At 74.2% G+C, this 14,762-nt stretch carries 10 protein-coding genes; 3 read left to right on the top strand and 7 right to left on the bottom strand.

The features are described from left to right. Positions 1-359: 359 nt before the first annotated feature. On the bottom strand, positions 360-1,346 hold the full coding sequence (locus ACIP4O_RS03145) for an EamA family transporter (RefSeq protein WP_401573789.1): 987 nt from the start codon (positions 1,344-1,346) through the stop codon (positions 360-362). 1,043 nt (positions 1,347-2,389) lie between these two features. On the opposite strand from ACIP4O_RS03145, the gene ACIP4O_RS03140 reads away from it, so the two are divergent. Then, positions 2,390-3,268 carry a LysR family transcriptional regulator gene (locus ACIP4O_RS03140; protein ID WP_401570855.1) on the top strand — a complete coding sequence of 293 codons (879 nt, stop codon included), beginning with the start codon at positions 2,390-2,392 and terminating at the stop codon, positions 3,266-3,268. Positions 3,269-3,295: 27 nt separating this feature from the next. Here ACIP4O_RS03140 and ACIP4O_RS03135 read toward each other — a convergent pair whose 3' ends face one another. From ACIP4O_RS03135 to ACIP4O_RS03125, 3 genes are all read right to left on the bottom strand, one after another. After that, positions 3,296-3,880, bottom strand: coding sequence for a maltose acetyltransferase domain-containing protein (locus ACIP4O_RS03135; RefSeq protein WP_401570852.1), 585 nt, complete (start codon positions 3,878-3,880; stop codon positions 3,296-3,298). Positions 3,881-4,015: 135 nt separating this feature from the next. Then, entirely contained in the window at positions 4,016-5,293 is a 1,278-nt protein-coding gene (locus ACIP4O_RS03130) for a phosphatidylserine/phosphatidylglycerophosphate/cardiolipin synthase family protein (RefSeq protein WP_401570850.1), read from the bottom strand. A gap of 89 nt (positions 5,294-5,382) precedes the next feature. Continuing rightward, a complete protein-coding gene (locus ACIP4O_RS03125; RefSeq protein ID WP_401570847.1) occupies positions 5,383-8,397 on the bottom strand; it encodes an FAD-linked oxidase C-terminal domain-containing protein in 3,015 nt (1,004 codons plus the stop codon). A gap of 375 nt (positions 8,398-8,772) precedes the next feature. Here ACIP4O_RS03125 and serC point away from each other — a divergent pair, with 375 nt between their 5' ends. Then, positions 8,773-9,891, top strand: coding sequence for a phosphoserine transaminase (gene serC / locus ACIP4O_RS03120; RefSeq protein WP_401570844.1), 1,119 nt, complete (start codon positions 8,773-8,775; stop codon positions 9,889-9,891). Between the two features lie 286 nt (positions 9,892-10,177). On the opposite strand, the gene ACIP4O_RS03115 is transcribed toward serC, so the two are convergent. Beyond that, positions 10,178-11,293 (bottom strand): WD40 repeat domain-containing protein, encoded by a 1,116-nt coding sequence (locus ACIP4O_RS03115; RefSeq protein WP_401570842.1) that lies wholly within the window; start codon positions 11,291-11,293, stop codon positions 10,178-10,180. A gap of 143 nt (positions 11,294-11,436) precedes the next feature. On the opposite strand from ACIP4O_RS03115, the gene ACIP4O_RS03110 reads away from it, so the two are divergent. Beyond that, positions 11,437-12,141, top strand: a complete 705-nt coding sequence (locus ACIP4O_RS03110; RefSeq protein ID WP_401570839.1) for a GDSL-type esterase/lipase family protein — start codon at positions 11,437-11,439, stop codon at positions 12,139-12,141. Between the two features lie 148 nt (positions 12,142-12,289). Here the strand turns inward: ACIP4O_RS03110 and ACIP4O_RS03105 are convergent, their stop codons facing one another. Then, a complete protein-coding gene (locus ACIP4O_RS03105) occupies positions 12,290-13,453 on the bottom strand; it encodes a helix-turn-helix domain-containing protein (RefSeq protein WP_401570836.1) in 1,164 nt (387 codons plus the stop codon). Positions 13,454-13,619: 166 nt separating this feature from the next. Then, positions 13,620-14,669, bottom strand: coding sequence for an alpha/beta hydrolase (locus tag ACIP4O_RS03100; RefSeq protein ID WP_401570834.1), 1,050 nt, complete (start codon positions 14,667-14,669; stop codon positions 13,620-13,622). Positions 14,670-14,762: the final 93 nt, after the last annotated feature.

Raw genomic sequence — 14,762 nt, 5'->3', positions numbered from 1 at the left:
CCCGCCAAGCCATCGGCCCCCGTCCGTCGCGTACTTCGCATGGGCGGGGGCTCGGGCGGGGGACCAGCACCCACGGCTCCGGTGCCGCAGGCGCCGCCCCGGTGGATGAACGCCCGAACACGGCGAAGGACGATGGCGAGACGCTCCCCGGATGCCGTCGCGAGCAAGAGTGCCAACCAGCCCGCGAACATGGGGATGAACACGGAACGTAGCGATCGTGCGAACATGGGGACCTCCGTTGGTGACATACGGCCATCGAATTCATGACGGAGCGTAGCCAACAGAACGGGCGTTCACACCCGAACAGCCCTATCTTCACTCCCGAGAGTGAAGATTTCGCGGATTGGGCATGTTGGGCGTCAGTCGTGCTGTTCACTCTTCGTACGCACCGCACCCATGCTGGCGCCGATGACGAGGGCAACGGCCAGCCCTTCGATCCAGCTCAGGTCCTGGTGCAGTACGAGGAAGCCGGCTAGCGCCGCGATGGCCGGCTCCAGACTCATCAGCACCGCGAAGGCGGCGGCGGGGATACGGCGCAGTGCGATGAGTTCCAAGGTGTAGGGGAGCACGGAGGAAAGGAGAGCGACACCGGCACCGAGAGCGAGCGTGGAGGGCACGACGAGCGTCGCGCCGCCCTGCGCGATACCGAACGGCAGGATGAGGACAGCGCCCACGGCCATGGCGAGGGCGAGGCCGTCAGCCTGCGGGAAGCGGCGACCGGTCCGGGCACTGAACACGATGTACGCGGCCCACATGACGCCCGCGCCGAGGGCGAAGACGACGCCCACGGGATCGATGTCGCTCAGCCCGGTGCCACTGAGCAGAAAGACACCGAGCAGCGCGAGGAGCGCCCACAGGAAGTTCACGAGACGACGGGAGGCGACAACCGACAGGACCAGCGGACCCAGCACCTCGAAGGTCACGGCGAGACCCAGCGGGATACGGTCGGCGGCCTGGTAGAAGAGCGCGTTCATGCCGGACATGGCAACCCCGAAGGCAATCACGGTGCCCCAGTCCGCCCGGGAGTGCCCCCGCAGCCTCGGCCGGCAGAAGAGCAGCAGCACGAGCGCGGCGACGGCGAGCCGGATCGCCACCACGCCGAGGGGCCCGGTGCGCCCCATGATGCTCACCGCGAGCGCTCCGCCGAACTGGACCGACACGCATCCGGCCAGCACCAGGCCGACCGGTCCGAGCGCGCCACGCGGGGTGGCGCGCGGGGCACCGCCGGCAGGAGCGCCCCCCTCGGTCACGGGGACCGAGGAGGCGGAGAGCGAGGGAACCGTCGCCTCGGCGGGACCTTGCGGGACAGGGAGACCGGAGCCGGCCGACCGCCCAGTACCCGCCACCGCTCCCGCTTCGCCCCACTCAGCCACCGTCAACCCGCTCCTTCTCGTCCACGTCCACGTCACCCAGGAGGTCAGTCACCTGTAGGGATCGAACCGCAGCATCGATCAGCCTGTTGTACCAAAGCGTGCACTGAAATGAACTTTCCGGTCACCGCTCACCAGCCGGTGGCCGAGGTGCACGCCGCTGCGAGCCTCCGCAGCGGCGACGGGCATCCGAGAGGCCCGGGGCGCTAGCCCTCCGCTGACTCGAGCCCGGTCGCCGCGCGAGCGCGAGAAGGTGCGTCCGTGCGCGGAGAGGCACACGGAGCCACCGGGGGCCCGCCTGCCGTCGCCCGCCGTCCGCCGCAGCGCGGTCGTGTCGAAACCTGCCGTCGACGCGCTCGCGTCCACCCACGGTAGGCCCGGAGCCGGCTGCCGTGAAATGCGCCGAGGGCGGGCTTATGCTCGGCGCGCATAAGCGAGGGACGTGGATCGCAGCTACGTCGCTTCTGCGCCGGCGGGACCGCACCTCCCGCGCCGCGCCGCCCCTGCTGCCGGGCACCGGATCGCGGCAGGCCGGCCAGGCGCGGCGGCGCGGGCTCAGGCGGGCTCAGGTCGTCCGGCCGGGCGAGTGGATGACAGCAACCACGCGGCCAAGCGAAGCGCCGCAGCGCGGGAGAGGCGCGCGGTAGAGGAGAGGGAGGTACCCCATGTCCGTCCGCGATTCCGGCTCGGAGGCGGGCTCCGGGCCGGGTCCTGACCACGGAGCGGACTCCAGCGTTGGCCCAGTCCGGTCGAGTTCCCGAGCCGCCCGGCCGTCCGGCCCCTGGACCGCTCGGCCCGCTTCCGGGGCGGTCCGGTCCGCCCTGGCGACCGGACCCCCCACGGCATGTTCCGGCTCCCCCGAGCCGGGACACCGCTCCCCCGGCCGAGAGCCCCGCTCCCCCGACCCGGGGCACCGGCCCTCCGACCCGGGACACCATTCCCCCGACCCGGGACACCGCTCCCCCGGCCCGGCTCTTCGCTCCGGGTCTTCGCGTGGCGGGGGGTACGGCGGCGCGGGGGTGGGGGGTGGTGTGGAGGTGCGGCACCTGCGGTGTTTCCTCGCTGTGGCGGAGGAGGGGTCGGTGACGGCTGCGGCGGCGCGGCTGGGGGTGGGGCAGCCGGCGGTTTCGCGGACGCTGGCGGCGCTGGAGCGGGGGCTCGGAGTACGGCTCGTGGACCGGTCCACGCATCACCTCGCGGTCACGGCCGAGGGGGCGGCGTTCCGGGTGCGGGCACGGGCGGCTGTCGCCGCCTTCGACGAGGCCGTGTCCCTCGTCGGGGCGCCGAGGGCCTTGCGGCTCGGGCATGCCTGGTCGGCGGCAGGACGGTTCACGACGCCGCTGTTGCGGAGGTGGCGCGAGCGGCGGCCCGATGTGCCGCTGGAGCTGCTGCGGGTGGACGACCGGACGGCGGGGCTGTCGCGCGGGGTGGTGGATCTCGCGCTGTTGCGCGGGCCGGTCACGGAACCGGGGCTTGTGGCGGTCGAGTTGTACGCGGAACCGAGAGTGGCGGCGGTGCCGGAGGACAGCGTGTGGGCGGGGCGGGCGCGGATCGGGTTGGGGGAGCTGGCCGGGGAGACGCTCGCCCTCAACACCGTCTCGGGCTCGACGACTCCGGAGTTGTGGCCCTCCGGGGCACGGCCGGTGTCGACGTTGACCGTGGGCAATACCGACGACTGGCTCGCGGCGATCGCGGCGGGGCTCGCCTTTGGGGTGACCGCTCGGGCCACGGCGGCGATGCATGCCTATCCGGGCGTCGTCTTCGTCCCGTTGAGCGATGCCCCGCCGCTCTCGGTCTCGCTCGTGCGGCGGGCGGGGCGGGAACGGGAGGAGGTGCGGGAGTTCGTCGCGCTCGCGCGGGAGGTGACGGCGATGGCACGGGGCGGGGAGACGGACTGAGGGGGCGCCGGGTACGGCGGTGCGGGGCTACAGGGTGCGGGCGACGCGGGCCGGGTTGCCGACGGCGACGGTGTTCGGGGGGATGTCCTTGGTGACGACGCTGCCGGCGCCGACGACGGAGTTCTCGCCGATGGTGACGCCCGGCAGAACGAGGACGCCGCCACCGAGCCAGACGTTGTCGCCGATGGTGATGGGGCGCGCGGCCTCCCACTTCTCCCGGCGGGGCTCCGGTTCCAAGGGGTGAGTAGGGGTGAGGAGCTGGATGTGAGGGCCGAGTTGGCAGTCGGCGCCGATCGTGATGTCGGCGACGTCCAGGGCGGTCAGGCCGTAGTTGACGAAGGTGCGGGGGCCGATGCGGAGGTGGGAGCCGTAGTCGAGGTGGAGCGGAGGGCGGACCTCGGCGTCCTCGCCGAGTGAGCCGAGGAGTTCCGCGAGGAGGGGGCGAGCGGTGTCCGGGTCCTCGTTGTAGGCCGTCGCCCAGCGGGCGGCGAGCCTACGGGCCGCGCGCTGGCGGGCTTCGATCTCGGGGTCTTCCGCGCGGTACAGCTCACCGGCGCGCATGCGGTCGAAGATGTCCGGCCCCGGTGCGGGGGCGTCGGAAGGGTGCGTCATGAGCGCGAGCGTACGGATTCGGGGGCGCCCGGCCCCGTACCGCCGCTCCGAACCCGTACCGCCGCCCGGCCCCGTAACGGCGTCCCGGGCCCGTGCCGCCGCTCCGAACCCGTACCGGCGACTGGTCCCCTGTGTTCAGAGGAAGCGGCCGAGGGGGCGCGTCAGGGATTCGCGGGCGCGTTGGGGAAGGGAGCGGTGGGACCAGCGGGTGGGGTTCATGCGGGTGCTGCGGCTCAGGTCGTGGTCGTAGTCGGTGTCGAGACCGGCGACGAAGGAGGGGTCGAGGACGGCGAGCATGACCTCTTCGTCGTGCTCCATGGAGCGGCGGTTGAAGTTGGTGGAGCCGACGAGGGCGAGGGTGCGGTCGACGGTGAGGATCTTGGTGTGGAGCATCGTCGGCTGGTACTGCCAGACGTGGACCCCGCAGTCGAGCAGACGGGAGTAGTGGCGCTGGCCGGCGAGTTGGCAGACGCGTTTGTCGGTGTGGGGGCCGGGCTGGAGGAGTTCGACGCGGACTCCGCGCGCGGCGGCGGCGCACAGGAGGTCGATGAAGTAGTCGTCGGGGGCGAAGTAGGCGGTGGCGATGCGGACGCGTTCGCGGGCCGATTCCAGGGTGACCCGGAGGAGGGTCTGCATGTCCTGCCAGCCGAAGCTCGCGGAGCCCCGTACGACCTGGACGACGGCGTCGCCGGCCGGTTCCTGCGGGGTGAAGAGGTCTTGTTCGTCGAAGAGTTCGGGGTTGCACTCGGCCCAGTTCTGGGCGAAGGCGGCGGCGATGCCGTCCACGGCGGGGCCGCGTACCTCGACGTGCGTATCGCGCCACTCGGAGGAGTCTCGGGCGTCGCCGCACCATTCCTCCGCTATGCCGACGCCTCCCGTGAAGGCGACCGACTCGTCGATCACGAGGGCTTTGCGGTGGCAGCGGTGGTTCTGTTTGAAGGGGGAGATGAGGAGCGGTTTACGGAACCAGGTGAGGACGACGCCCGCGTTCTCCATGAGGTCGAGGAGGTCGCGTTCTATCGTGCGGGCGCCGAAGCCGTCGAGGAGCAGGCGTACGCGGACGCCCGCCTCGGCGCGTTCGGCGAGGGCACGGGCGAAGTCGCGGGCGATCTCGCCACGCCAGTAGACGAAGGTCATCATGTCCACGGTGCGGCGTGCGGAGGCGATGGCGCGGAGCATGGCGGGGAAGATCTCGTCCCCGTTGCGCAGCGCGTGCAGCCCGTTTCCCTCGGACATCGCGATGCCGAGGAGTCGTTCGAGCCTTCTCCGCAGCTCGGCCCCGCGCGCCGCGAGGTCCGTGGAGCCCGTCGAGCCCGTCGCGCCCGTGGTGGCGGTGGAGTCCGTGAGGTCGTGGGCAGTGCTCGTCGCCTCGACCCGGCTCGCCCCGTCCCGTTCCGTCGTGCTCGTCGTCATCCTCGTCCCCTCCCAGGTGTCCGCCGGGGGCGCGTGGAACTGCCCCCGGCTCCCCTCGTCTGCCCCGTCCGCCGGGTCGCAGCCGTGGGCTACAGGGTGCGGGCGGGGAGGGCGTCCGCCAGGACTTCGGCGAGGTGGCGGCCGGGGCGAGGGCCGAGGTGGGAGAGCTGGGTGCGGCAGGAGTAGCCGTCGGCGAGGACCACGGTGTCGGCTCCCGCCGCGCGGACGGCGGGCAGGAGCTGGTCCTCGGCGCAGGCCACGGAGGTGGCGTAGTGGCCGCGTTCGAAACCGAAGTTGCCCGCGAGTCCGCAGCAACCGCCGCTGAGTTCGCCGGTGAGGCCGGCCCGCGCGCGCAGGCGCCGTTCGGCGGCGTCGCCGAGTACGGCGTGCTGGTGGCAGTGCGTCTGGCCGACGGCGGAGGCCGCGATACGGGGCGGCTCCCAGCCGGGCGCGGCCTCCTCCTCCAGGACCTGGGCGAAGGTGCGGACGCGGGCGGCGAGCCGGGCGGCGCGCGGGTCGTCGGGGAGCAGTTCGGGCAGGTCGGTGCGGAGGGCGGCGGCGCAGCTGGGTTCGAGGACGAGGACCGGGGTGGAGGCGGAGGCCGGGCTCGGCGTCGTACCCGTACCCGCGCTCGGGCTGCCGCCTGCGGCCGTCGTGCCGCCCGCGGCCGTCATGCCGTCCACCGCGTCCAGTGTCCGTCGCATCACCCGGCGCGCCGCGTCGAGTTGGCCTGTGGAGACGTACGTGAGACCGCAGCAGACGCCCGCGCCGCTGAGCCAGGAGGGCGGGGTCGTCGCGTGGAGTCCCGCGTCCGCGAGAACGCGGCGGGCGGCACGCGGGATGTGGGGGGCGAGGTGGCGGCCGAAGGTGTCGGGCCAGAGGAGGAGGGGGCGGGTGCCGGGTGGCGGCGCGCCTTCTTCGCCGGGGCGCAGGGGGCGCGTGGCGAGGGCGGGAAGGGGGCGCTCGGGGGTGAGGCCCGCGAGGCGGAGGGCGAGTGAGGTGAGGGGGCGCAGGCGGGCGACGGCGTTGAGGGGGCGGGCGAGGGGCGCGGCGGCGCGGAGCCAGGCGGGCAGCCGACCGAGGGCGTAGTGACTCGCGGGGCGGAGGCGTCCGGCGTAGTGGTGGTGGAGGAACTCGGCTTTGTACGTGGCCATGTCGACGCCGACGGGGCAGTCGCTGCGGCAGCCCTTGCACGAGAGGCACAGGTCGAGGGCGTCGCGGACCTCGGGCGCGCGCCAGCCGCCTGTGACGACCTCGCCCGCGAGCATCTCGTGGAGCAGGCGGGCGCGACCGCGCGTGGAGTGCTCCTCGGCGCCGGTGGCGCGGAAGGAGGGGCACATGACGGAGGTGCCGTGAGTGCCGCCGGGTTCGCGGCACTTGGCGACGCCGACGCAGCGGCGTACGGCGGCGGAGAAGTCGCCGCCGTCCTGCGGGTATCCGAAGGCGACGTCGACGGGTTCGCGGGGCAGGACGGCGAAGCGGAGGTTCTCATCCAGCTTGGCGGGGCGGACGAGGATGCCGGGGTTGAGGAGGTCGTCGGGGTCCCACACGGCCTTGACCTGCGCGAACAGCGCGGTCAGCTCGGGCCCGTACATGACGGGGAGGAGTTCGGCGCGTGCCTGGCCGTCGCCGTGCTCGCCGGAGAGGGAGCCGCCGTGCGCGACGACGAGGTGCGCGAGTTCTTCGGAGAAACGCCGGAAGACGGCGATGCCTGGCGCGCTGAGCAGGTCGAAGTCGATACGGGCGTGGACGCAGCCCTCGCCGAAGTGTCCGTAGGGCGTGCCGTGCAGGCCGTGGCCGGCGAGGAGTGCGCGGAACTCGCGGAGGTACGGGCCGAGCCGGGCGGGCGGAACGGCGACGTCTTCCCAGCCCGGCCACGCCTCGGCGCCGTCCGGGCCGCGTGTCGCGGTGCCCGCGGCGTCCTCGCGGACCCGCCACAGGGCGCGTTGGGCGGCTGGGTCGGTGACGACGCGTGCGTCGAGTGCGCCTGCCGCGCCCGCGAGGAGACGGGCGTGGTGGGCGGCTTCGGCCCGGTCGGCGCCGCCGGTCTCGGCGAAGAGCCACGCGCCGCCGCGCGGCAGCGACGTGCTGTCCGGTACGAGGTCGGCGGCCATGCCCTCGACGGTGAGCGGGGAGAAGGACAGGAGTCCGGCGGCGGCCTCGGCGGCCTCGCTCTCGTCCGCGTACCCGAGGACCGCGAGGGCGCGCGCCGGGGGCGCTTCGACAAGTCGTACGCGCGCCTCGGTGAGCACCCCGAGCGTGCCCTCGCTGCCGCACCAGGCACGGGCGAGGTCGGTGCCGTGCTCGGGGAGGAGGGCGTCGAGCGCGTAGCCCGAGATGCGGCGCGGGAGGGTGGGGTAGGCGGTGCGCAGGAGGGCGAGGTGGGTGTCGACGAGGGAGCGGAGGGCGTCGGGGACGGGTGGCGTCTCTGCCGGTCCGGCCGGGCCGGGGGGCGTACGGGCGGATCGGGCGGATTCGGGGGGCGTACGGGCGGATTCGGGGGGCGTATGGTCCGGCCCGGTCGGCGGGCGCGTGTCCCAGCCGCGCGTGAGGTGGTGGGGGGTGCCGTCGGCGGCGAGGACATCGAGGGTCTCGGTGTTGTCGGCGGTCGTGCCCCAGGCGACGGAGTGGGCGCCGCAGGAGTTGTTGCCGATCATGCCGCCGAGGGTGCAGCGGGCGTGCGTGGAGGGGTCGGGCCCGAAGGTGAGGCCGTGGGGGGCGGCCGCGGCACGGAGCGTGTCGAGGACGAGACCGGGCTGGACGCGGGCGGTGCGGGTGCCCGGGTCGAGGTCGAGCAGCTGGTTCATGTGGCGCGTGAGGTCGAGGACGATGCCGGTGCCCGTGGCCTGTCCGGCGATCGAGGTGCCGCCGCCGCGCGGCACGAGCGGGACGCCGTGCTCGCGGCAGGCGGCGAGGGTCGCCGCGATGTCGTCGCTGTCGTACGGGGCGACGACGCCGAGCGGGACGCGGCGGTAGTTGGAGGCGTCCATCGTGGTGAGCGCGCGGGCCCCGGGCGAGAAGTCGACGGTGCCGCGCACGGTGCGGGTCAGGGTGCGGTGGAGGGCGGCGAGGGCGTCGGGGGCGGGGCGGGGGTGCGGGCTCATGGGGTGTCATCTTTCCCGGGCGGAGTAGGAAGTACGCGGGGGAAAGAGCGAGCGCCGTCTACCGGAGGGGCTTGAGTTCACCGGGATGAGTGAGCGGATTTTTTATTTTCGGGAGTTATCCACAGATTTGCTGGGGTGGGGGTGGGGGGTGGTGGATTTGCGGAAGAATGTATGAAGGGGAGCCCCCGGGAGGGAGGGGACTGTCCGGGGGCGGGTTCGCCGAGGCCCCGCGAGTCCGCCCGCGCCCCGCCCGTCCACCCCGCACCACGCCCTCACCCGCACCCCCTGCGCCCCACCCGACCCACCCCCACCCCCTCCCGTCTCACCCAACGAACCCCCGCCCCGCCCCGCTTCCGCGCGGGTTACGCTCGGCCCGTGGCCGATATCCAGATTCCCGCTGACATCAAGCCCGCCGACGGCCGGTTCGGCGCGGGTCCCTCCAAGGTGCGGAAGGAGGCGCTGGACGCGCTGGCCGCGACCGGCACCTCTCTCCTCGGGACCTCTCACCGCCAGGCTCCCGTGAAGAACCTCGTGGGCAGGGTCCGCGAGGGACTCTCCTCGCTCTTCTCCCTCCCCGAGGGGTACGAGGTCGTCCTCGGCAACGGCGGCTCCACCGCCTTCTGGGACGTCGCGACCCACGGGCTCATCGAGAACAAGTCCCAGCACCTCAGCTTCGGCGAGTTCTCCTCCAAGTTCGCGAAGGCGGCGAAGCTCGCGCCGTGGCTCGCCGAGCCGAGCGTGATCTCCTCCGAGCCCGGTACGCACCCCGAGCCGAAGGGCGAGCCCGGCGTCGACGTCTACGCCCTCACCCACAACGAGACCTCCACCGGTGTCGCCGCGCCCGTGCGCCGCGTCGACGGTGCCGACGAGGGCGCGCTCGTCCTCGTGGACGCCACCTCGGGCGCGGGCGGTCTCCCGGTCGACGTCTCCGAGACGGACGTCTACTACTTCGCACCGCAGAAGAACATCGGTTCCGACGGCGGGCTGTGGATCGGCCTGTTCTCCCCGGCCGCGCTGGAGCGCGCCGAGCGCGTGCACGCTTCCGGCCGGCACGTGCCCGAGTTCTTCAGCCTTCCGACCGCGATCGACAACTCGCGCAAGAACCAGACGTACAACACCCCGTCGCTCGCGACGCTGTTCCTCCTCGCCGAGCAGCTCGACTGGTTCAACGGCCAGGGCGGCCTCGCGTGGACGACGGGGCGTACCGCCGCCTCGGCGCAGGCGCTCTACGGCTGGGCGGAGAAGGCCTCGTACGCGAGCCCCTTCGTCACGGACCCGGCGCAGCGCTCCGCGGTGATCGGCACGATCGACTTCGACGAGTCGATCGACGCGGCGGCGGTGGCGAAGGTGCTGCGCGCCAACGGCATCGTGGACACCGAGCCGTACCGCAAGCTGGGCCGCAACCAGCTCCGCGTCGCGATGTTCCCGGCCATCGACCCGGCGGACGTCGAGGCGCTGACGGCCTGCGTGGACTACGTCATCGACCACCTCTGAGCGACTGACCGCGGCAGCGACCGCGGTCCGGTACGCGCGGAACGGCACGTACGGTCCGGTACACACCGGGCTTCGCCACGTACCCACCTCGCTACGCACGAAGGGGCGCCCCGCCTTGCCGGGGCGCCCCTTCGCCGTGCCGGGCCGCGGGCCGACCGCGCGGCCGAATCGGTCGGTGCGTCGGTCGGTGCCTCGGTCGTGCGTCGGTCGGTGAACCGCGCGAATCAGTGATTGTCAGTGGCGTCGACTACCGTTCGCAACCATGAAGACACAAGCAGTCAGCGCCTCACTTCCGGGCCCGCTTCCCGCGCAGGCGCCGCAGCCCGTACAGCACGGCTCCGGCGAGCACCACGACGAGGACGGCCTTGCCCGTCGTGCCGCCGCCGTCCTTGCCCGCGCCGTGCTCGTCGCCGTCCTCCTGGCCCGCGCCGGACCGGCCCGAGTCCGCGCCGTCGCCCTGCTGTTGTCCTTGCCCCTTGCCCTGTCCCGGCGTGGGCTCCGTCGCGCCGGGGCTCGGCGAGGGTTGTACGGGGGCCTCTTCGGGGCGTACCTCGCTGCGGGCTCCCTCGGAGCCGTACATGAGCGTCGTGCCGTCCGTGGTCCACGTGAGCGATTCGCCCTGGCGCTGGAGCGGCACCGAGAGCCGGCCGGCCGCCTTGGGGCGCCCGTCGTTCCAGTCGTAGTACGTGCCGCCGAAGTAGCCGCGCAGGGCGAGCGTGCGGCCGTCCGGCGAGAAGCTGCCGTCCGTGACCCACAGGTCGACGGGGGCGATCTTGCGGAAGACGTTGGTGCCCGTCGGGGAGAGCTTCGCGGGGCCCTCGTAGAGGTTTCCGCCGCTCTCCCGCTTGGACGCGATGTACACCCGCCCGGTCTTCGGGTGCACCATGAGCGCCTCGGCGTTGCGCGGGCCGCCCTCGTACTGGACGGTGTACTGCGTCGCGCGCACGGTCTGGTCCCGCAGTCGCTTCGGCTCCGGCAGCGCGTAGATCCACACGTGCGGCCAGGTGCCGTCGAGGTTGTCGCCGATGTCGCCGACGTAGAGGCGGCCGTCGGGGCCGAGCGAGATCGCCTCGACGTCCCGGGGCGAGCCGATGCCGCTGAGGGTGATCCGGGCCAGGGTGCGGCCCGAGCGGCCGTCGATCGCGTAGAGGTAGGGGCCGTCGTCGCTGTCGTTGTGCGTCCAGTAGACGCCGGGGTGCAGGCGGCTCGCCGCGAGGCCGGAGGACTCGGTGACGCGCGCGTCCTGGATCGTGAACGCCGGGTGGTCGGTGGCGTACGCGGGCGCTCCGGGGCCGAGGAGCAGTGCGCCGCACAAGGCGGTGATCGCGGCGAGCGGTGCGAGGGAGCGCGCGCGGGGGCGCCGGACGGGCGGGAGCGGGTGGCGGCGCCGGGGACCTGTCATGGGGCCAGTCTCGCAAGATCCGTGACGGGGAGGAGCGGGCCGCCCCGCGACCGCCGGTACGTGGCGCGTCTCACGCGGACCCGGGGTCACAAGGCGGTCACCGGCGGGCACGGCCGGTGCGGGGCTGCCCGATGATGGGCTCCATGCGTGTCTCGGTCCCCCCGCGTTTCCTCCTCGTCGGCGACAGCCAGACCATCGGCAAGGCCGGTGACCACACCTGGAGGTACCGGCTGTGGCGGCACCTGGGCCGCTGTCTCGGCGAGGACGGTTTCGCTTTCGTCGGCCCGCGCGAGGCCTTGTACGACGCCGAAGCCGACGCGGCCGTCTCGTACGCGTACCCGGACGCGGATTTCCCGCCGCACGCCCGGCGGCACCTCGCCGGCTGGGGTGAGGGCTGGCAGCACATGGCGCCGCTCGTCGGGCCGGCGGTGCGCGAGAGCGGGGCGGACGTGCTGCTCGTCGCGCTCGGCCTGATCGACCTCGGCTTCTACACCGACCCGGAGCAGACGGCGGAGAACGCCCGCCGTTTCCTGACGGCGGCGCGGGAGGCGAGGCCGGGGGTGCGGGCCGTGGTGCTGCCCGTGGTGGCAAACGTACGGGCCGTGCGGGAGCCGGAGTTCGGGGTGCAGGTGGAGCGGTTCAACGAGTTGCTCGCCAAGCTCGTCGCGGACCTCGACTCGCCCGCGTCGCCGCTGCTCCTCGCGACGGCTCCGGCGGACTGGGACCTTGAGCGCGACACCTACGACGGGACGCACCCGGGACCGGCGGGGGAGCACAAGCTCGCGGCCGCGTTCGCCACGGCGCTCCACCAGGGCTGGGGAATCGGGGGGCCGTATACGGGGGTGTGAGGGGAGCCGCGCGCAGGGCCGGTGGTGCGCGACGCCGTCGGGCGATGGGCGTCGGTCCTCGGGCGTCGGGCGTCGGGCGACGGGCGTCGGGCGTCGGGCGTCGGGCGTCGGGCGACGGACGCTGGGCGCCGCGCGACGGACCCCGACCTCAGGTGCTGGTCGCCGAGCGGTGCAGCCGGTCGAGGGCGAGCGCGAGTTGGAGGCGCAGGCGGCCTGCGGGCTCGCGGACGTTCCAGCCGAGGAGGCGCTCGGCGTGGGCGAGGCGTTCCTGGAGCGTCGAGTGGTGCACGTTGAGCGCGGCGGCGGCCGTGCGCAGGCTCGCGTGCGCCGCGACGGCGTGCAGGGTGAGGAGGGCCCAGGGCGCGGCGGCGTGGGCGCGGCGCAGCGCGATCACGTCGGGGACGGGGACGGTACGCGGACCCACGGCGGCCGCGAGCACGCTCAGGCCGCCCAGTTCCTCGGCCCGGACCCAGCGTTGGCCCGGGTCTGCGGCCGTTCCCTCGGCCGTGAACCGCAGCGCGACGCGGGCCTGCGCGTAGGAGTGCGGGAGGTCGAGCGGGGCGACGGCGGGGCCGATCCCGGTGCGGGGGACGTCCGGGGCGCTCTCGGGAGTGGTGGCTTCGCGCGCCGCGCGCCCGTGGACGGCGCCTTGGCGCGCCGCGCGCTCGTGGACGGCGTCCCGTCGCGCCGCGCGCTCGTGGATCGGGGCCGGGCCTTCGTGGACCGGGGCCTGGGGAGGTGCGGCGTGTTCGTTGGTGGCGTCGGCGATGTCGGCGGTGCCGTCCGCGCGGGCGAGCGCGCGGGCCAGGGGGCCGAGGCCCAGGCGGCGGGCGGCGAGTTCGCGGGCGCGGGGCGGGGCGTCGGCGTCGAGCAGCACCTCGACGGAGGCGGCGTCGGGGGCGGGCGGGCCGGGGGTGGGGGCCCGGCCCCGGGTGCGGTCGAGTGCGGCGCGTACGGCGGTCGCGGCGCGCTCCAGGACCATCGCGCCGACGGGACCGGGCTCCCCGGGCCGTTCCAGCCACAGGACGCGCGCCCCGCCGGGGCTGATGGGGACGCCGGGCCAGTCGGCTCCGGGCGGTACGGGGGTGAGGGCGGGGCCGTCGACGCGGCGGCCGTCGGGCTCGACCCGTATCCGCACGCCGTGCACGGGGTCCGCGAGTCGCGCGGCGCTGCCCCCGAGCACGGCGGCACCGCGCACGAGCGCCTCAAGGCCGGCGCGCTCGGCGGTGAGCCGGTCGAAATAGGCGATGACCCGGACGGCTTCACCGGCGTCCGGGTCGAGAGCGGCGAGCCGCCCGGCGAGTTCTCTCATGCGGCCATCGTCCCTGTTTGGCCGGTCTTGGGGAAGCCCTCGCCCGGGGCCCCGCGGCAAGGGGGTGGGCTCGGTCGTATGCGGCGGGCGGGCCGGTCGCGTGCGGGCGGGGAGGAGGTGGGCGGCAGTGGCGGGGAGGTTTCCGTTCCCGGCCACTGCCGGGCGCTCATGCCGCCAGCAGCCTCCGCAGCCAGTCCGTGCGGGCGGCGCGGGCCGACTGGGAGAGTGCGGCCTGCGGTGCCATGCCGTCGAAGCCGTGGAAGCCGCCCGGCCAGACGTGCAGTTCGGCTTGGACGCCGCAGGCCCACAGGCGGCTCGCGTAGGCGACGTCCTCGTCGCGGAAGGTCTCCGCCGAGCCGACGTCCACGAAGGCGGGCGGGAGCCCCGAGAGGTCGACGGCGCGGGCCGGGGCCGCGTACGGGGAGACGTCCGGGCCGCCGCGTCGCTCGCCGAGCAGCGCCGTCCAGCCGGTGTGGTTCGCCTCGCGGTCCCACACCCCGGTCCCGGCCATCTGCGCGGCGGACGGCGTGTCGTTGCGGTCGTCCAGCATCGGGCACATGAGGAGCTGGCCGAGGAGCGCCGGGCCGCCCCGGTCCCTCGCGAGGAGTGCGACGCCGGCCGCGAGGCCACCGCCCGCGCTGCCGCCGGCGATGATGATCCGCTCCGGGTCGAAGCCGAGTTCCCGGGCGTGCCGGGCGGTCCACACGAGGCCCGCGTAGCAGTCCTCGACCGGTGCGGGGTCGGGGTGTTCGGGAGCGAGCCGGTACTCCACCGAGACGACCCCGATACCGAGGCCGCGTCCCCACTCGTCGAGCAGCTGCGGCAGGCCGATGAGCGCGTCGCCGAGGATCATGCCGCCGCCGTGCGTGTGGTACAGCACGGGGATCTCGCCGGTGAGACCGGCGGGACGGCAGACGTAGAGGGTGATGTCGGGGTTGCCCGCGGGGCCGGGCACGGTCCGCTTCTCGACCTCGTAGGCGCCGCCCGCGCGCAGCTCTTCCAGCGTGGGCGAGGGGAAGTTCAGGACGGACTCGCGCGAGTTCGCCAGTTCCTCCAGCGGCGGTATCCGCACCGGGCCGAGGGCCTCAAGTGCCGCCGCGAGTTCGGGGTCGAAGGGCGGCGGGGGTCCGAGCGGGGCCGGAGCGGTGAGCGGCGACGGCGTGACGGGCCCGGCGTCCGGGGTGGCGGCCGGAGTGGGCTCGGGGTGTGCGGTCATACGAACGGCTCTCCCTACGACGTACGGCGACAGCGGAAGGATCGGCGCACGGTGCGTGGCGCCGCGCGCGGGACCGGCGGGGACCCGACCGCC

It is taken from the genome of Streptomyces sp. NPDC088923 (assembly GCF_044749745.1).
Lineage (GTDB): Bacteria > Actinomycetota > Actinomycetes > Streptomycetales > Streptomycetaceae > Streptomyces.
This window is presented reverse-complemented; position numbering and strand designations above follow the sequence as displayed.